Source organism: Elusimicrobiota bacterium (assembly GCA_016706425.1).
GTDB lineage: Bacteria > Elusimicrobiota > Elusimicrobia > FEN-1173 > FEN-1173 > JADJJR01.
The window spans coordinates 1219886-1237411 of the sequence record JADJJR010000001.1; the positions used below are offsets into that span (position 1 = coordinate 1219886).

The window sequence follows — 17526 nt, forward strand, 5'->3', positions numbered from 1 at the left end:
CTTGGCCGCAATCGGTTGTGGGGATTTTGCCGTTAAAGTGTTATAATCACGTCCCTGTTGCTGGGATAGCTCAGTTGGTAGAGCACACCCTTGGTAAGGGTGAGGTCGTCGGTTCAATCCCGATTCCCAGCTGATTTTGTTGGAGGTTTTCATGAACGCGACGGCCAAACGCCTTTATCGTTCCCCCAAAGAACGCATGATCGGCGGCGTCTGCGGCGGTTTGGCGGAGTATTTCACCGTCGACCCGGCCCTGGTTCGTCTGGCCGCTGTCGCCCTGTTGCTTTGTTTCGGCACCGGGGTCCTGGCCTATCTGGTCGCGTGGGTCGTCGTTCCGCTTCGCCCCGAAGGGGCGGCGGTTTAACATCATCCGGAGGAAACACCATGTCGAAGCCCAAATTTGAGCGCAAGAAACCGCACGTGAACGTGGGGACGATCGGCCACGTGGACCACGGGAAAACGACCTTGACGGCGTCGCTGCTGCAGGTGTTGTCGAAGCAGGGGAAAGCGCAGGTGAAGTCGTACCAGGACATCGCGAAGGGGGAACGGTGCGTGACGATTCGAAGATCGTCACCATTGCGGTGTCGCACGTGGAGTACGAATCGGACAAACGGCACTACGCGCACATCGACTGCCCGGGGCACGCGGACTATATTAAGAACATGATCACGGGCGCGGCGCAGATGGACGGTGCGATTTTGGTGGTGTCGGCGGCGGACGGTCCGATGCCGCAGACGCGGGAGCACGTGCTGTTGGCGCGGCAGGTGAACGTGCCGAACCTGGTGGTGTTCTTGAACAAAGTGGATTTGGTGGACGACCCGGAGCTGTTGGACCTGGTGGAGATCGAAGTGCGGGACCTGCTGAAGAAGTACGACTTTCCCGGGGACAAGGTGCCTGTGATCCGAGGGAGCTCGTTGAAGGCGATGCAGGGGGACCCGAGCGAGATCGGGGAGAAGTCGATTTTGAAGTTGCTGGAGGCGCTGGACACGGCGATTCCGGAGCCGAAGCGTGAGCTGGACAAGCCGTTCTTGATGTCGGTGGAGGACGTGTTCACGATCACGGGGCGTGGGACGGTGGCGACGGGGCGGATTGAGCGCGGCCGGGTGAAGGTGGGGGACGCGGTGGAGATCGTTGGGATCCAGGAGACGCGGAAGTCCGTGGTGACGGGGATCGAGATGTTCCGGAAGATCATGGACGAGGCGCAGGCGGGGGACAACGTGGGGATCCTGCTGCGGGGGATTGAGAAGGACCAAATCGAGCGGGGGCAGGTGATCTGCGCGACGGGGTCGATCCAGCCGCACAAGAAGTTCAAGGGGCAGGTGTACATTTTGAACAAGGAAGAGGGCGGGCGGCACACGCCGTTCTTCAACGGGTACCGGCCGCAGTTTTACGTGCGGACGACGGACGTGACGGGGAGTTTGAAGTTGAAAGCCGGTGTGGAGATGGTGATGCCGGGGGACAACGTGGAAGTGGAAGTGGAGCTGATGGTGCCGGTGGCGCTGGAGAAGAACGTGCGGTTCGCCATCCGCGAAGGCGGCCACACCGTGGGCGCCGGCGTCGTCACCGAAATCTTGGCGTAAAAAGTCGTGTCGGCCCCGCGGCGCGTCCTTGCGATCGCTGTGGGCTTGATGTTAACGGGGGGAGGAACCGTTCTGGGCAAAGCCAAAGGATTCAACATCCCCAAAACGGTTTCTTCGGTGGTGGTCGCCCGGTACGAAAAAATCTCCGATTCGCGGGACAATCCCGATAAAAAACGGGTGTCGGTGATCAGAAACCGCGAAACGATCACCCGGTTGGGGTTCCTGGTGAACAGCCTGCCGCCCGCGGGTAGCGTTATGATTAAAATGGGCGATGTGGAATTGATTCGCGCGGATTTTCACTGGCATTACGACAAACCGCCGATTACCGTTGAACTTTACAACGGCTGGGTCAAGTCCCCGGCCACGTCGTTTTATGAGGATTTACCGCAGGAAAAAGAGATTTACGGTATTTTAAAGAACGCCCGACCGGTCCCGAAAAAAGGATTGCGGGTCAAATCCCCGGTGGCGGTCCGGGTGGAGGAGTTTCACCACGCGACCTACGAAACGGCGCAGCACCCGCCCAACCGTCGCGCGGATATCACCGACGCCAAAAACGTGGCGCTCCTGGCGGGGTGGGTGAACAAATTGCCGCTCAAGGGGGAAATGTTCGTTTCTTTCGCCCCCACAGTGCCTCTGACGCAATTGTTTTTTGTCGGAAAAGACGGGACGGAAACCGCCGTCGTGTTTTACAATAACGCCGTCTCCACCACCGACGGTTCTTTTTACGCCGGAAACAAGGAAGGGGAAAAGCTTCAAAAAATGATTTGGGAGTCGGCGCGGGGCGCGCTCGCGCGGGGGACTCCGGAACAGCGAATCGGTTTCGACATCGGGGATTGTCAAAGCGTTTTTATTTCCAGGCGGGAATCCATCGGCGGCCCTTTCGTGAAATGGGTGGAAGTCACCGACCCGAAAATATTGAAGCGGTGCGCGGATCTCCTGTCCAAATTGCCGACCACCGGCGAGGTGATGAAAGAGTGGGGGGAGGACACCGAGGTGTTGGGGGCGACGTTTAGCCGTCCGGGGGTCCCTAAAACCGCGATTGAGTTTTACGACGGGAAGATTAAAACCCCGGCGACCCGCTTTTACGCGGCGGGCAGCCACCCCGAAGCGCCGCTGTACGGACTTTTAAAGAAACAACTGAAAGAAGGAAAATAAGACAATGGCCAACGATCGTTTCGTGTTCATGCTCGCCTGCACCGTGTGCGACAACCGCAATTACCATTATGTCCGCGGGCGCCGGCGCGAGAAAAAGCTCGAGCTTAAAAAATTCTGTCAGACTTGCGGCAAGCACACCCCGCACAAAGAGACGAAGTAGTCGGGTGCCTCGCGCCGTGGCGCGAGTGTCGGGGCGTCGGTTAACTGGTGACCGGGGCCGGGGCGGCCGAGGAAATGGTTGAGGGGCATTCGCCCCAAAAGCACAAACCACCGGCACGAGAAGGACATCGGTCGAATTTAGGGGGCGTCGGTTAACTGGCAAACCACCGGTCTCCAAAACCGGGACTGAAGGTTCGAGTCCTTCCGCCCCTGCCATGTTGATTGAAGGACGAGAACCAATGGGTCGGGTCGAAGCGCTTGACGGATGTCAAGCGCATGAATTGGGGGGAGTTCCTTGCGACCTTGGAGGGGACCAGAGTCCTTCCGCGACCGAGGGGTGGGGGCGGGGAAGTGGTTGGAGCGTGACGACGCGGAGACCGCCCCTTCCATTTTGGTTCGAAACGTATTGACGGGGAAACAAAGAATCGGTATCATTTGCCGACCTTCCGTTTCAAACCCCGTAGTGGACAACTCAATCGGCGGTCTTGGCGGTGCGCGAAAACGTGCGGAAAGGAATTCTTTTGTGATTCGTGAATTTTTTCAATTTTTGAAGGACGCTTGGGAAGAGCTAAAAAAAGTGTCGTGGCTCTCCCGGCCGCAGATGATCGCCTCCACCTGGTTGGTGGTGCTGTTGGTGATCGTGTTCGCAATTTACGTTGGGGTGATCGACTTGATCATCACCCGCGTGTTCGCCTTTATCATTTAAGGAAAGGAACCCCCGTGGCGCGTGGCTGGTACGTCATTCACACTTATTCAGGGCACGAAGACAAGGTCAAGACCTTGATCGAAAAGTCGGCGGTCCAGAACAAACTGGCCGACCAGATTTTCAAACTGTTGATCCCGACCGAAGACGTGGTGGAAATGCGGCGGAGCAAAAAGCAGGTCCGCAAACGCAAATTCTTCCCCGGCTACGTGTTGGTCGACATGGACGTCAACAACCAAACCTACTGGCTGGTCCGCAACACCGCCGGGGTGACGGGATTTTTGGGCGGGGTCAACCCCACGCCCCTGCCGGAGGGGGAAATGCAGTCCCTCCTGCAACTCACCGAGGCGCCGGCCGATCACAAGCCCCGGCCCGCCGTGTTGTTCGATAAGGGCGAAAAGATTCGCATCAAGGAAGGCCCCTTCCGTCACTTCTACGGCATTGTCGAGGAAGTGAACGAGGATCGGGCGAAACTGCGTGTCACCGTCGATATCTTCGGCCGGTCGACGCCGGTCGAACTGGATTACTTACAAGTGGAGAAACTGTAATGGCCCCCCCGAAGAAAGTCAAAACACAAATCAAATTGCAAATCCCCGCCGGGGGAGCCAACCCCGCGCCGCCCGTGGGTCCCGCGCTCGGCCAACACGGCGTCAACATCATGGATTTCTGCAAGCAGTTCAACGAGCGGACGAAAACGATGGAGGCGGGCATGACCATCCCCGCCGTCATCACGGTGTTCGAAGACCGAAGCTTTACCTTCATCACGAAAATGCCGCCGGTGTCCGCCTTGATCAAGAAGTCCGCCGGTTTGGCCAAGGCCAGCGCGGAACCGAACAAGACGAAGGTCGGCAAGCTCTCCCGCCAACAGCAGGAGGAGATTGCCAAACAAAAGATGCCCGACCTGAACGCGCCCACCCTTGAGGCGGCGGTTCGGATGGTGAAGGGCACCGCCCGCAGCATGGGCGTGGAGACCGCGGACTGATTTAAAAAACTCCCCGACACCTCGTCCCAACGGGAAGGAGGGAGCCGCTCGGCGCGGGGGAGAAAAGAGGAAACCATGAGCCGTCGTACCGAAGAACTGTCTAATAAAGTGGATGTGACCAAGCGTTACCCCTTGGCGGAGGCCCTCGCCCTGGTGAAGTCCGTCGCGAACGCGAAATTCGACGAAACCGTGGAGATCCACGTGCGTCTGGGCGTGGACGCCTCCAAAGGCGACCAAAAAGTCCGGGGCACCGTTTCTCTGCCCCACGGGACCGGCAAGAGCAAGCGCGTCGTCGTTGTGGCCAAGGGTGAAAAAGTGAAAGAAGCCCAGGCCGCCGGCGCCGACGAAGCCGGCGACGCCGACGTGATTGAGAAAATTTCCAAAGGGTGGTTGGATTTCGACGTCCTGGTGTGCACCCCGGACGCCATGAAAGACCTGACCAAGTTGGCCAAGGTTTTGGGTCCCAAGGGCCTCATGCCCAACCCGAAATCCGGCACCGTGACGTTCGACGTGACCCGCACGGTGAAGGAACTGAAGGCCGGCCGCATTGAGTTCAAGATGGACGACTACGGAATCATCCACTCCATCCTGGGCAAGAAATCCTTCGACGCGGAGAATTTGGTGGCCAACGCCCAGACCTTTCTGGACGCCGTCAACCACGCCAAGCCCGCCACGGCCAAGGGCACTTACATCAAAACCATCACCGTGACCTCGACCATGGGGCCCGGCGTGCCGGTTTTTGTGGAAAGCCAAGCGGCGAAATAAATCTTCGAGGAAACCCGCGCCCGCCTCCGGAAACGGGGGCGGGCGTTTTTTATTTAGAAGTGGAAGGTGGTTTCCGCGGTGAGGCGGGTGACCTTGGCGGCCGAAGGATCGTACAGGTCGCCGGGGAAAAAGGTGGCGGCTCCGAAGCGAAATCCAACGTCGGTGGGGCGAAACTCGAGCACGGCGTCCAACTCCGCCCCGAGACTGTTTTTTCCCGCCACTTTCCGCTTGGAATCGTAGACGTAATAACCCAGAGATGCGGTCCAGCGGACTTTTTGTACGGTGGAAAGCCCCAGCCCGATGGTTTTGATGCCGGACGCGCCCGCCGGCAATCCCGTCGATTCGGAAGAAAAGGGCGAGGCCGGGTCGTGCGCGTCGGAGAGGGTCGCCGCGTAATATTGCCCCAGGCCGGTGCGCCTCAGGCCGTCCCACCGCTTGGCGAAGGTGGCGCGGAAAGCTTCGTCTTCGGTGGGGGTGGACGGGTCATCCCCCGAGCCGGAGGCGTAGACGGCCCAAACGCCGAAGCGGCCGAATCGGACGGTGTCCGTTTGGGCGCCCACCTCGACACGCTGGGCCACGCCGGAAAGGGCGATGTCCCCGCCGGTCGCTTGCCGTATCGCACCGCCTTGAAGGCCCAATTCGAGTTTGTAATAAGCGTCCCGCAGATCGCCGAAAATCCGAAGGTCATAAAAAGTTCTTTGAATGTGGGAAACCGCTGTGGTCGTCCCGGCGAGGGGGTAAACCGATGGGGCGCCGTTGGATTCTTGAATCCAAGCCAATTCCCAGTGGGTATCGCCCTGGGCCACTTCCCAAACCGCCCCTTTCAGATCAAAATCGTTGTTGCCTCCGGCGGCTTCCGCCACTTTGGCGGTAAAAAGGTCCAGGCTCATCCCTTTGGGGAGGGCGATTTTGGCCCTCAAGGCGTTCATGCCCGCGTTGTCATCCGAGACCAGCGTGCCGTCCCCAACGAGGAGGGGCTGCCGGCCCAGGATCAAGTCCAGTCGGTCCCAGGCCAGGCCGGGGATTCGAAGATAAGCGTTCTCCACCCAGGGGGTTCCGTCGGCTTTGGGGAACCGCGTGCCCGCCGGACCGGTGCTGGATTCCTGCCCCCACAGATTGATCGATTGCAGCCGGAAGACCGCCTCCACCTGGCTGTTCAATTGAGTCGTCACATAGGGGCGGATTTGATGGGTGTAATAATTTAAAGAGGGCCCGGCGGCGGGGACGACGGCGTCGTTGTCACTCATCACGGCGGTGAGTTTGTAATCGACACCAATGTTTAACGTCGATGTTTCGGAAAAGGCCAGGGAAACGAAAAGGGGGAAAACGAAAAGAATTTTTTTCATGACGGAATTCTACAAAAAAAGCGGCCATCGAGATTTACTTGGGCAGGCAATAACCAATCGTATTTCAGGGTATTGAAGGGGGCTCCACCCCCTTCGACCCTGGCCAGGCGCTCCGCCCTGGACCCGGGTCCCTTTTCTTTGGACGCGCAAAGAAAAGGGACGAAAAGAAACGCGCCCCTTCGGCCCGCGCTTGATTTTACGACGGAGGCCGGACCAACTTCCGGCCCTCCACTTCCCACGGGCCGGATCGAACAGGTCCGGCCCCGCGAACCGTCTTAAAATCACGCGCGGAACGCCTCCAAGGGGGATTTGAAAGGGGAAGGCGAAGAAAATTGATCTTAAATGAAAAAAGAACCCCCGCCCGGGGTCGCCGGGCGGGGGTTCGGGTTAAACAGGTTTAAAGCGAGGCGCTTATTTGCCCCACTTCACCATCAGCTTCGCCCAGAGTTTCGTGATGTCGTCGTCCGGGGCGCCCGTACCGTTCAGACCATCGCCGGGCATCAGCATCGCGTAACCGGCTTTGACCGACACGTTGTCGTTGTGGACGTATTTCACGGTCAAGTCGATCTCGTTGCCGATGTCGTCTGGGAAACTGCCAGTCTCGTTCAGCTTGGCCATGAAGTAATCCGCGTAAACGGTGTACTTTTTGTCCAAGATGGGGAGGTTGTAGTTCCCGCCGAGCCCGATGATGTTCAAGCCGGGACCTTGGGAGTCTGTGTCCAACCCACCGGACAGGCTATAACCGGTGAGGTTGCTGCCGGCGTAGCTGCTCCAGAAGTTGGTGTCGTTGCTGAGGATCTGGCCGTAACGGAAGTCCGAGCTGATGGAGTGGAAGGCTTCGTCTTTTGTGTCCGCTCCATTGTCGTCCCCCGAGGCGTTGGCGTAGAGCGCTTTCACGCCCCAGCCGTTGTCCTCGTTGTCGTAGGCGGCTTTGAAGACCAAAGCGTTGCCTTTGTAGTCCACCGCGGTGCCGCCGTTGTTGTCCTGCCCGGCGTTCATGGCGTACTCGAGGCTGAGCTTGAGGGCGTTGTCCAATAGGTTCGCGCCCGCGCGCAGGTCGTAAATATTGAGCGTTTGGTTGTCATCGGCGTTGTCGGTGTTTTGATCCAGCCATTGGTACAGGCCGATTTCCAAGGGGAAGGTGGCGCCTTCGACCTTGATCAGCTCGTCCGAGGAGGCCGTGATCCAGTTGATGTTTTCGTCGCCTGAGCCGTCGCCATCATCGGTGTCGAAAGCGACGAAGTCGTCGTCATTCGCTTTGGCGAGCACGGCGTTGACGTTCACTGGACCGACTTTCTTGGATAGGACCAACGAGGACAGGGAGGTCACGTAGAGATAGTCGTCGTTGAAGGGGCCGAAGTAGGCGATGAGGTCGCCGGGGCGGCCAACGTATTGGCGCCCGATCTTCGCTTTGTCCAAGCCAAGGATGTTGTCGAGTTCGAGGTAGGCGTTCAAGACCTCGAAATTGTCGAGTTCATCGTTTACGCTTTCGGTGTCATCACCAAACATGGCTGGGTTGCCTGCCCAATCCGGGTAGCGCACGACTTCGATTCGGCTCGAGACACCCTCGGTGACCTGGGCGTTCAAGCCCAAGCGCACACGGCTGGCGGTGTCGCCGGTGGAGTCTTCGTTCCCGTCGTCGGCATCGGTTTGGTTGTTGGCTTGCTTTCCGAGGTATTCGATGGAACCATCCACAGACAGGTTTTTCAGGCCCAACAGATCGCCCGAGAAGGCCGAACCGGCCATTCCCAAAGCGGCGAAGACAGCGAGTAGCTTCCTCATTAGGTGTGTATCCTCCTTCGTTGGAGTCGTTGAGCGTCGTCGTCGACGCTCTCTGACAATCGCCGAACATTGGTGGGAACCGCCGTAGGGGGACAGGGAGCTGGTGGGGGAGGCGGCGAAAAACTTCCGCGACGTCCTCCCGCTGGTCTTCCTGACCCTCTATGAAGGGGGGGGCGCCATCGCCGTCGGCCCGGCTTCCGGGCCCCCCGCCCATGAAGTTCCTGAACCAACCCTAGTTTAGCAAGACCCCATTTTTTTTGTCAACTGATCTTTTCCGCGCCCTTGGCAACCCCGGGGAAAAGTGATAACGTCAAGCCCTCCCAAAACCCTGGAACTTTCCGTGGCGGCGGGTGTATATATATGTGGCGCGCCGGCCCCGGGCCGGACTTCAAATCAGGCGAGGAAAACGACTTTGAGCGAATCGGGCGGTCACACCACACACACGCACCACGAGAAAAGGCACGGCGAACGTTCCGTCCATGGGCTGAAAGCCAAGGCCTCCGGATTTATATCCTCCACCATTGTCCCCTTCGCGCGGAAGCGGAAGCTGGCTTTTATGGCCATTCTGGTGATTGGCGGCGGTCTTTTTATCTGGGGGGCTTCCAAGGCGGTGGACCTCGTTTTCAGCGGGAAAAAAGAGAAAAAGGCCAAAACCTCCATAGGCAGCGGGACCGTGGCCGTTAACGTTTTAGAGGCCAAGCCGGACCATTTTCAAGACATCATGGTGGCGGTGGGCACTATTCAGGGCGGTTCCGAAATCCCCCTGCGGTTTGAAACCGAAGGCGGCATTGATCTGTTTGAATATCGCGAGGGGGACAAGCTTCGGAAAGGCGACGTCATCGCCCGCCTCAATCAACGGGACCCTTATTTGAAATTGAAAAAATCCCGCCTCGAGCTGGAACAGATGGAGAAACTCTACGCCATCGGCGGGGTGTCCCTGAACAAGCTGGAGGAATCAAAAGTCCAGGCCGATTTGGCGGCCCTGGAAATGGAGAAAACAATTTTACGGTGCCCCCGGGACGGGATCTTGGGTGATAAAGACGCCGAAGTGGGCGAATTCGTTACTCCGGCCAAAAAGATCGCTACGTTAGTCAGTATCGAGAACGTTGTCGTGCGCGTGGGGGTCATTGAAAAAGAAATCGATCGAATCTTTCCCGGCCAAAAGGTCGTTCTCACGGTCGACACCTATCAAAACACCGATTTCACGGGCAAGGTTGAACAAATCAGCCCCATTGTCGCTCCCGGCAGTCGGACACTCACGGTGGAGGCTCGAATACCCAACGAAGGGGGGTTGTTGCTCCCCGGGATGTTCGCGCGGACGCGCATCACTATTTTTGAGCAGGACAACGCCCTCTTCGTCCCCAACGACGCCGTGGAAAAAACCGCCTCCGGCAGCCGCGTCTATGTGGTGACCAAGGACAACAAGGCCGAGGCCCGCGACGTGGAAGTGGGTTACGTGTCCAGCCAGTTCTCCCTGATCAGCCAAGGCCTCGAAGCCGGGGATTTGGTGATCACCCAGCGTCCCCAAGACCTCAAGGCCGGATCCCCCGTCAAAGTCATCGAAAAGAGTTAACCCGGGGCGGAGCCCTCGCCCGCGAAATCCCTTGAAATTGGTCCGTTTGTCGCATATATGTAGGGGGACAGCCAAGGCCCTCAAACTATGAAACTGCGCGCGCGACTTACGATTTTTAGCGTTCTCCTGATTGTTGTCCTCGTGGCGGGCATCAGCGCGGGGACGATTTTCTTTTTGCACAAGCTCTTCCGGGACGAACTCCAACAAAACCAACACACCACCCTCATGAACTTCCGCCAGGTTTGCGAAGAGGCGGAGGAAGTCCGGGATCCCATCATCGCCTCCAATTACGTCAAAACGATCGAGAAAACCGTCCCCGGCCTGGCGTACGCGGTGTTCATTAACGAGCGGCTCGAATTGATGATCGGGGAAAACGCCGTGTTCGATAAAATATACCCCTTTTTCTCTCGAGCGGCGGAACGAACCTCTTCGCCCCGCGTGGTCCGGGTGTCCAGCGGGGACGACATCCTGGAATGGTCCTCGGATGTCACCGTCAACGGTGTGATCGGGGTGGTCCGGTTGGGGTTTTTTCAGGATGTCATTGACCGCACGATCGGGGAGAAAGTCAACGAGGTCCAACGCATCGTTTTCCTTGTGGCCGCTGTGGGGTTGGTCCTGGCCATCTTCGCGGCGGTGGGGATGTCCGCCCAGTTGACGGAGCCCATCGCGCGCCTGGCCGAGGGCGCCAAAAGCCTCGGGGACGGGAACCTGGATACCCGCATCGAGATCGAGAGAAAGGACGAATTCGGGTTCCTCGCCGACGAGTTCAACATCATGGCCGAAAAATTGAAGGAGCTGGACCACCTGAAGGACGAGTTCGTCTCCTCGGTGTCCCATGAGCTCCGCTCGCCCCTGGCCGCCATCGCCGGCTATGTGGAACTGTTGACCCGAAAACCCTTGGAACAGATCTTGCCCGAAAAACGCACCAAGGCCTTCGGTATCATTCAAGAAAGCACCGCCCGTTTGACGGGTTTCATTAACGACATTTTGGACTTGGCCAAAATCAAGGCGGGGCGTGTGGAAATCCGCAAAACGCCCTTCCAATCGCCCAAGGCCCTCGAGGAAATTCTGGGTTTGTTCCAGCCCCTGTTTGAGAAAAAGCGTCTCACGGGACGGCTGGAGGCCCCGGGGGACCTCCCGGTGATTCCTGCCGACGAGGAAAAAATCAAGCAGGTCATCACGAACCTGGTGTCCAACGCCTACAAGTTCACCCCCGAGGGGGGCACGATCACCCTGCGGGCGAAAGACGCTCCCGATGCCGTGATCATCGCCGTGGAAGACACGGGGATCGGCATTCCCAAAGAGCACGTCGGCCAGTTGTTTGAGCGTTTCAAACAGGTGCCCGGCACCCGGGAACGGTTCGGGGGCCCCAAGGGGACCGGTTTGGGGCTGGCGATTTCCAAGGGCATCGTGTTGGGGCACGGCGGCAAGATTTGGGTCGAAAGCGAACTGGGCCGGGGTAGTGTTTTCTCCTTCTCCTTGCCCAAGGCGACCGCGGTTTCTCCCGTTGGGGAAACCTCCGCCAAAATTTTTGGGTGACGCCATGGCCGACGAACCCCGCCCCGCTCCCCCCAACGGACCCGGCCCCCGGCCGCGTATTTTGGTGATCGATGATGAGGCCAATCTGCCGGAGTTTTTGAAGGATTTCCTCGAAGAAAACGGATTTGAAGTCTCCATGGCGTACAACGGAAAGGGGGCCCTGAAGGCTTCCTTGGAAAACCCGCCCGACGCGATCATTTTGGACGTGGACCTTCCCGACACCGATGGATATTCGCTGTGCCGTTCCATGCGGCGCACGAGCACCCTGCGCACGGTGCCGATCGTCATGTTGACCGCCCTCGCCGACAAACGCAACGAAATCGCCGGCCTGCGCGCGGGAGCCGACGATTATCTCACCAAGCCGATCGACACGGAGCGGTTGCTCGCCCGTTTGGAAAACGCGCTCAGCCGCAATCTGCGCGAGTTGGACGCCAACCCCCTCACCCACCTTCCGGGCAACACCAGCATACTTCAAGAGATGGAGCGGCGTTTGAACAACCAGGACCCCTTTGCCGTCGTCTACGCCGACCTCAACAACTTCAAGGCGTTCAACGACCGCTACGGGTTTTTACGTGGCGACCAGGCCATCAAATTGGCCGCGCAATGCATCGTCATGGCGGTGGAAGGGCGGGCGGCCCAATCCACGTCCGTGGTGGGCCAATGGTTCGTGGGCCACGTGGGGGGGGACGATTTCATCGTCATCCTGCCCGCCTCGCACGCCGAAGACGCTTGCCAAGAAATTATCCATCGTTTCGACGCCGCGGTGCCCAACCTTTATGACGAGGAAGATCGGCGCAACGGGTACATCCACGGCAAAGATCGGAAGGGGGAGGCCCAAAAATTTCCTTTTATCGGGGTTGCGCTGGTGATTGTGTCCAACGGCGACAAACGGTACACCCACCCCGGCGAAATCAGCTCGACGGCCAGCGAATTGAAGAGTTACGCGAAATCGTTCCAGAAAAGCACCTACGTGATGGACCGTCGTTCGGGGCCGACGGAGCCGATGGCCCCCTCGGCGGCCGCTTCCGATGTGACCCCGGCGCCGGATATCTTGCACGGGTTTGATTTCGGGCTTAAAAGCCCCGAGGACAAATAGTGCCCGGAAAAAAAATCCTGGTGGTGGACGACGACATCCAGCTTTGCCAGTTGGTCTCCGATATTTTGGAGGAGCACGGGTTCCAAACGTTGACGGCCTACAACACCGACCAGGCTTTCAAAAAACTCTACGAGAACAATCCCGACCTGATCGTGTTGGACGTCTGGTTGCCCAGCATCGGCGGGCTGGAGTTTTGCCGTCAAATCCGCCAGGACGAGCGCGGACGGCACGTGCCGGTCCTGATGTTGACGGTGCAGGACAAAGAAATGGACAAAGTCATGGGCCTTGAAATGGGGGCCGACGATTACATGACCAAGCCCTTCAGCCAACGGGAACTGTTGGCCCGGATCAAGGCCCTCTTGCGCCGTTTCGATCGGGCGGACCCGGAATCCTCCACGCTCAAATCGGGAGAGCTGGAAGTCGATTTGGACAAGCACGTGGTCCGAGCAAAAAACAAAACAATTGATTTGACCCCCAAGGAATTTGACCTCCTTACCACATTGCTCCGCCAAAAGAAAAAAGCCGTCAGCCGCCAGAGTCTTCTGACCGCCGTGTGGGGTTTCGACACCCCGGGCAACACCGGCACCATCGATGTCCACATCCGCCATTTGCGCCGAAAGCTCGGGAACCACGGCGAAAAAATCGCCACCGTCCTGGGCTTCGGCTATCGCTTCGACGGGTAGGCCCTTGGACGCCCCCGGCCAGCCGCCGCGCATGCTGGTGGTGGACGACGAAGCCGGGTTCCGGGAGCTTTGCGTCGACCTCCTGGCCGATTCGGGCTACCGCGTCGACGCCGCGGTCAACGGCAAAGAGGCCATGGACCGCTTGGCCGCGGAGGAATTTCAACTCGTTCTTTCCGATATCAGCATGCCCGTGATGGACGGTATGACGCTGCTCAAAAGCGTCAAATCGCTTTACCCCCAAATCGAAGTGGTGCTGATGACGGCCTACGGGGGGCTCCAATCCGCCCTCGACGCCCTGCGTTACGGCGCCTACGATTACATCACCAAGCCGTTCACCCGCGAGGCCGTGTTGGCCGCCGTGGGGCGCTGTTTGGAAAAGCAACGCCTCGCGCAGGAGCTTAAGCGGGTGCAAGCGCAATTGATTGAGAAAGAGCGGCTCGCGGCGTTGGGGTCGGTGTCGGGCTGGTTGGCTCACCGGATGCGCAACCCCCTGAACGTTATTCAGATGTGCGCCCAATATCTGAAAACACATTTTGACACCTCCGACGAGCGAAAAGAGGTCGCCCTGGCCATCGAGGAAAAGGTGAAGTCCCTGGAGCGGATGACCCACGATTTCATCCGATTTTCCCGCGACTACCAACCCCGGCTCCGATCCGAGGACCTCCACGACCTGGTGAACGACGCCCTCGAGGCCGCCAAATCCCGCGCCCAGCTCCAAAACGTGCGGATCGAAAAACGTTACGAGGAGCCCATCCCCTCCGTGCCGCTCGATCGGGAGTTGATGGGGGAGGTGTTGGGCTACTTATTGGACAACGCCGCGGAGGCCATGAAAGGTCCAGGGGACATTGAAGTGAGGGCCGGCAAAGAGCCGGGGGGGGTTTACATCGAAATTCGAAATTCCGGTCCGGAAATACCCGCGGAGACGCGCGCCCGAATTTTTGAGCCTTTTTTCACGACCAAGGAACGGGGCACGGGTCTGGGGCTGGCCATTGCCCGGCGGGTGATCGAGAGCCACGGGGGGGCCATCCAACTCCAGCCGGGCGCGCCCACGGCCTTTCGCATCCATTTGCCTGTGGTGACCGCCGCGTGACCAAAGAAACCAAAGTCCGCGTCCTCGTGGTGGACGACGAGCCCTCCGTTGGAATGATCTTCCACCGCATCCTGGGCGAGGCGGGCTACGACGTGGTGTCCGCCGCCAACGGCACCGAATGTTTGCGGGTGTTGAAAAAGCAAAACCCCCAATTGGTGTTCTTGGACCTTCAAATGCCGGGCATCGACGGGGTGGAGACTCTTCGGCGCATTCGCGACACCCACCCCCAACTGCCGGTCATCATCATGACGGCCTACCAAACCGTGTCGTCGGCGGTGGAGACGATGAAGCTGGGGGCTCTGGACTATTTGATCAAACCGCTGGAGGCCGATCGGTTGGCCGCCGTGGTCCACCAGGCTTTGGAGGTGGGGGAAGTGGCCCGGCGAATTCCGGCCAAGGCCGGCTCCACCCCCGGTGCCGCCGCGGCCGAAGAGTTTGTGGCGCGCAGCCCCGAGATGTTGAAGATCATGAATCTGGTGGACAAAGTCGCGCCCACGGACACCACCGTTTTGATCCTGGGGGAAAGCGGCACCGGCAAAGAAGTGACCGCCCGGGCCGTCCATCAACGAAGTCAAAGGAAGGGCAAGCCCTTTGTCGTCGTCGATTGCGCCGCGTTGCCGGAGTCCCTTATCGAGAGTGAGTTGTTCGGGCACGAGCGGGGCGCCTTCACGGGGGCCGACGCGGCCCGCGCCGGTAAATTCGAGCAGGCCAACGGTGGCACGCTGTTCCTCGACGAAATCGGCAACCTGCCGTTGCAGATCCAGGTGAAATTGCTCCGCTTTCTGCAGGAACCGAAAATCGAACGCCTGGGCAGCCGCAAGGGACCGCTGACCCTCGATGTGCGCATCCTGGCGGCCACCAACGCGGACTTGGAAAAATCGGTTCGGTCGGGGACCTTTCGCGAGGACCTTTACCACCGGCTTAAAGTTTTTGTGGTGGACTTGCCCCCTTTGCGTCTGCGGGGAACGGAGGACTTGGAAGCGCTCCTTCTCTCGCAGGTCGATGTGTTGCGGAAACAGCTTCAAAAACAACGGCTTTCGGTCGCCCCCGAGACCTTGGCCGTGCTCAAGGCCTATCGATGGCCGGGGAACGTGCGGGAATTTCAAAACGCCCTGCGCAGCGCGGCACTTTTGGCGGACGATGTCATCCTCCCGGAGCACCTTCCAATGAGCGTGCAAAACACCCGGTCGGGTTTGGACAGGGTCAGCGACGTGCTGGGGGGCGCTCTAAATGACGTGATTCGCCGGGTGGAAAAGGAGCACATCACGCAAATCATGCAAAAGTACAAGGGGGACAAGAAGGCCGCCGCCCGCGAGTTGGACCTTGATTTAGAGGAATTTGAACATAAACTTACAGAGATCGGGATGGAAGAAAACAACCCAAAATAGGGCTTTTTTGGGCTTTTTTTATTTAATAATCTTACGTTTTCAACTCAGTGGATGTGAATACTTGAACCAATGGCTGATGTGTCGCAAGAATGATGGGTGGAAACCCCCGTCCATGTGCTTGGGGCGGAAAGAGAGAAAAAAGCGAGGACGTTATGAAAAACTTTAAACCCTTTTTCAAATCCGCTTCCCGGGCGCTGGTCGCCTTGGGTTTGGGCGTGATGGTTTCCCCCACGCTGTTCGCGGCGGCTCCCGCGGAAATCAATTATCAAGGGAAATTGACGGATTCGAGTGGCATTCCATTTAATGGCACAAAGAACATCACTTTCTCCTTTTGGGATAACGCCTCCGTGGGGGCGGGCAGTCAGTTGGGTGGTGATAAAACGGTCAATAACGTGAATGTGGTAAACGGTGTTTTTAATGCCGTTATTGATGTCTCGGGCATCCCCTTTTTGACCAATCAAAATGTTTATCTCCAAATTCGGATTGACGGAAGCAATTTCGGGCCATCCCGCCAAAAATTGGTTGCCGCACCTTTTGCCTTGGCCGTCGCGGCAGGGGCCGTGGGAACCACCGAATTGGCCGCCAACGCGGTGACCTCGGCAAAAATAGTGGATGGGACGATAGCGGCAGCGGATCTGGCGGTGGGCGCCATTACGGTCAGCGGTGGATTTGGCGGGTCGATTACGGATGGGACGGTGGACGCGAACGATCTGGCCGCTAATGCGGTGACCTCGGCTAAGATTTTGGATGGGACGATAGCGGCAGCGGATCTGGCGGTGGGCGCCAATACGGTCAGCGGTGGATTTGGCGGGTCGATTACGGATGGGACGGTCGATGCGAACGATTTAGCCAACGGCGCGGTGACCTCGGCCAAGATTTTGGATGGGACGATAGCGGCAGCGGATCTGGCGGTGGGCGCCAATACGGTCAGCGGTGGATTTGGCGGGTCGATTACGGATGGGACGGTGGACGCGAACGATTTGGCCGCTGGCGCGGTGACCTCGGCCAAGATTCTCGACGGCACGATCGCGACCGGCGATTTAACGAACAACGCCATCGACGTCAATAAGTTGGCGGCGGACGCGGTGACCTCGGCCAAGATTCTCGACGGCACGATCGCGACCGGCGATTTGGCGAACAACGCCATCGACGTCAATAAGTTGGCGGCGGACGCGGTGACCTCGGCCAAGATTCTCGACGGCACGATCGCGAGCGGCGATTTGGCGAACAACGCGGTGACCTCGGCGAAAATTCAAGATGGAACAATCGTTAACGCGGATTTCAGCGCCACCGCGGCGGATGCCTTGGCGGCTTCAAAGGTCAAAGGGGGAACCTTCGCCAGCGGGACGGCGTTTGTGTTCCCCGATCAAGTGACGATGCAAGGGGATTTGGTGGTGGGGTCGGGGGGAACTGCCTTGGCGAAATACCTCTCGGCCATTCGAAACTATGATGTTCCCAACCTAACGGCGGATACCAGTGACACTTTCACAATCACTGTCACCGGGGCCGCGGCCGGTGATGGGGTGGTCGTCACACCTCCCAGCGGGTGGGCGGCGAGCCTTTTCCTCAATGCTCATGTCTCCGGGGCCAACACCGTTACCGTGACCGTCTATAACGCGGGAACCGGTCCCGTCAATCCTGGGTCGGGTGATTTTCGGGCGATGGTGTTTCAGCATTGATGTGAGCGT

16 protein-coding genes, 2 tRNA genes and 1 pseudogene are annotated in these 17526 nt (G+C 58.8%); 17 read left to right on the forward strand and 2 right to left on the reverse strand.

Going from position 1 to position 17526, the window contains the following annotated elements:
- Nucleotides 1-59: 59 nt before the first annotated feature.
- The 10 genes and pseudogenes from IPI56_05005 to rplA all read left to right on the forward strand — a co-directional run bounded on the left by IPI56_05005 (nucleotide 60) and on the right by rplA (nucleotide 5341).
- Nucleotides 60-132 (forward strand) — tRNA-Thr (locus tag IPI56_05005).
- A 19-nt stretch (nucleotides 133-151) separates the two neighbouring features.
- Nucleotides 152-361, forward strand: coding sequence for a PspC domain-containing protein (locus IPI56_05010; protein MBK7545095.1), 210 nt, complete (start codon nucleotides 152-154; stop codon nucleotides 359-361).
- Between the two features lie 20 nt (nucleotides 362-381).
- Nucleotides 382-1577, forward strand: a pseudogene (tuf, locus tag IPI56_05015) (elongation factor Tu).
- Nucleotides 1578-1583: 6 nt separating this feature from the next.
- Complete coding sequence (locus tag IPI56_05020) at nucleotides 1584-2732, forward strand: hypothetical protein (protein MBK7545096.1); 1149 nt, start codon at nucleotides 1584-1586, stop codon at nucleotides 2730-2732.
- A 4-nt stretch (nucleotides 2733-2736) separates the two neighbouring features.
- Nucleotides 2737-2892, forward strand: coding sequence for a 50S ribosomal protein L33 (rpmG, locus tag IPI56_05025; GenBank protein MBK7545097.1), 156 nt, complete (start codon nucleotides 2737-2739; stop codon nucleotides 2890-2892).
- Nucleotides 2893-3032: 140 nt separating this feature from the next.
- Nucleotides 3033-3107 (forward strand) — tRNA-Trp (locus IPI56_05030).
- Nucleotides 3108-3414: 307 nt separating this feature from the next.
- Nucleotides 3415-3597, forward strand: a complete 183-nt coding sequence (secE, locus tag IPI56_05035; GenBank protein ID MBK7545098.1) for a preprotein translocase subunit SecE — start codon at nucleotides 3415-3417, stop codon at nucleotides 3595-3597.
- Nucleotides 3598-3611: 14 nt separating this feature from the next.
- On the forward strand, nucleotides 3612-4142 hold the full coding sequence (gene nusG, locus IPI56_05040) for a transcription termination/antitermination factor NusG (GenBank protein MBK7545099.1): 531 nt from the start codon (nucleotides 3612-3614) through the stop codon (nucleotides 4140-4142).
- Nucleotides 4142-4576 carry a 50S ribosomal protein L11 gene (rplK, locus tag IPI56_05045; protein ID MBK7545100.1) on the forward strand — a complete coding sequence of 145 codons (435 nt, stop codon included), beginning with the start codon at nucleotides 4142-4144 and terminating at the stop codon, nucleotides 4574-4576. Before nusG ends, rplK begins: the two co-directional genes overlap by 1 nt.
- A 75-nt stretch (nucleotides 4577-4651) precedes the next feature.
- A complete protein-coding gene (rplA, locus tag IPI56_05050; protein ID MBK7545101.1) occupies nucleotides 4652-5341 on the forward strand; it encodes a 50S ribosomal protein L1 in 690 nt (229 codons plus the stop codon).
- Between the two features lie 53 nt (nucleotides 5342-5394).
- Here the strand turns inward: rplA and IPI56_05055 are convergent, their stop codons facing one another.
- Together IPI56_05055 and IPI56_05060 are read right to left on the reverse strand one after the other, a co-directional pair.
- Nucleotides 5395-6687, reverse strand: coding sequence for a hypothetical protein (locus IPI56_05055; GenBank protein ID MBK7545102.1), 1293 nt, complete (start codon nucleotides 6685-6687; stop codon nucleotides 5395-5397).
- Between the two features lie 411 nt (nucleotides 6688-7098).
- Nucleotides 7099-8469, reverse strand: coding sequence for a hypothetical protein (locus IPI56_05060; GenBank protein MBK7545103.1), 1371 nt, complete (start codon nucleotides 8467-8469; stop codon nucleotides 7099-7101).
- Between the two features lie 412 nt (nucleotides 8470-8881).
- Between IPI56_05060 and IPI56_05065 the strand changes: the two genes are divergently transcribed.
- The 7 genes from IPI56_05065 (at nucleotide 8882) to IPI56_05095 (ending at nucleotide 17517) form a co-directional block, all read left to right on the forward strand.
- Entirely contained in the window at nucleotides 8882-10042 is a 1161-nt protein-coding gene (locus IPI56_05065; GenBank protein ID MBK7545104.1) for an efflux RND transporter periplasmic adaptor subunit, read from the forward strand.
- 87 nt (nucleotides 10043-10129) lie between these two features.
- On the forward strand, nucleotides 10130-11581 hold the full coding sequence (locus IPI56_05070) for a HAMP domain-containing histidine kinase (GenBank protein MBK7545105.1): 1452 nt from the start codon (nucleotides 10130-10132) through the stop codon (nucleotides 11579-11581).
- Between the two features lie 4 nt (nucleotides 11582-11585).
- Nucleotides 11586-12677, forward strand: coding sequence for a response regulator (locus IPI56_05075; GenBank protein MBK7545106.1), 1092 nt, complete (start codon nucleotides 11586-11588; stop codon nucleotides 12675-12677).
- Nucleotides 12677-13360 (forward strand): response regulator transcription factor, encoded by a 684-nt coding sequence (locus IPI56_05080; protein ID MBK7545107.1) that lies wholly within the window; start codon nucleotides 12677-12679, stop codon nucleotides 13358-13360. The genes IPI56_05075 and IPI56_05080 overlap by 1 nt, the downstream gene beginning before the upstream one ends.
- A gap of 4 nt (nucleotides 13361-13364) precedes the next feature.
- Nucleotides 13365-14450 carry a response regulator gene (locus IPI56_05085; protein ID MBK7545108.1) on the forward strand — a complete coding sequence of 362 codons (1086 nt, stop codon included), beginning with the start codon at nucleotides 13365-13367 and terminating at the stop codon, nucleotides 14448-14450.
- Nucleotides 14447-15838, forward strand: coding sequence for a sigma-54-dependent Fis family transcriptional regulator (locus tag IPI56_05090; GenBank protein ID MBK7545109.1), 1392 nt, complete (start codon nucleotides 14447-14449; stop codon nucleotides 15836-15838). The genes IPI56_05085 and IPI56_05090 overlap by 4 nt, the downstream gene beginning before the upstream one ends.
- A gap of 152 nt (nucleotides 15839-15990) precedes the next feature.
- Nucleotides 15991-17517 carry a hypothetical protein gene (locus IPI56_05095; GenBank protein MBK7545110.1) on the forward strand — a complete coding sequence of 509 codons (1527 nt, stop codon included), beginning with the start codon at nucleotides 15991-15993 and terminating at the stop codon, nucleotides 17515-17517.
- Nucleotides 17518-17526 lie beyond the last annotated feature (9 nt).

Excerpts from the sequence above, each read along its gene's own strand:
- IPI56_05010 (MBK7545095.1), top strand. The coding sequence starts at position 152 with ATGAACGCGACGGCCAAACGCCTTTATCGTTCCCCCAAAGAACGCATG.
- rpmG (MBK7545097.1), top strand. The coding sequence starts at position 2,737 with ATGGCCAACGATCGTTTCGTGTTCATGCTCGCCTGCACCGTGTGCGAC.
- rplK (MBK7545100.1), top strand. The coding sequence starts at position 4,142 with ATGGCCCCCCCGAAGAAAGTCAAAACACAAATCAAATTGCAAATCCCC.
- rplA (MBK7545101.1), top strand. The coding sequence starts at position 4,652 with ATGAGCCGTCGTACCGAAGAACTGTCTAATAAAGTGGATGTGACCAAG.
- IPI56_05055 (MBK7545102.1), bottom strand. The coding sequence starts at position 6,687 with ATGAAAAAAATTCTTTTCGTTTTCCCCCTTTTCGTTTCCCTGGCCTTT.
- IPI56_05060 (MBK7545103.1), bottom strand. The coding sequence starts at position 8,469 with ATGAGGAAGCTACTCGCTGTCTTCGCCGCTTTGGGAATGGCCGGTTCG.
- IPI56_05070 (MBK7545105.1), top strand. The coding sequence starts at position 10,130 with ATGAAACTGCGCGCGCGACTTACGATTTTTAGCGTTCTCCTGATTGTT.
- IPI56_05075 (MBK7545106.1), top strand. The coding sequence starts at position 11,586 with ATGGCCGACGAACCCCGCCCCGCTCCCCCCAACGGACCCGGCCCCCGG.
- IPI56_05095 (MBK7545110.1), top strand. The coding sequence starts at position 15,991 with ATGAAAAACTTTAAACCCTTTTTCAAATCCGCTTCCCGGGCGCTGGTC.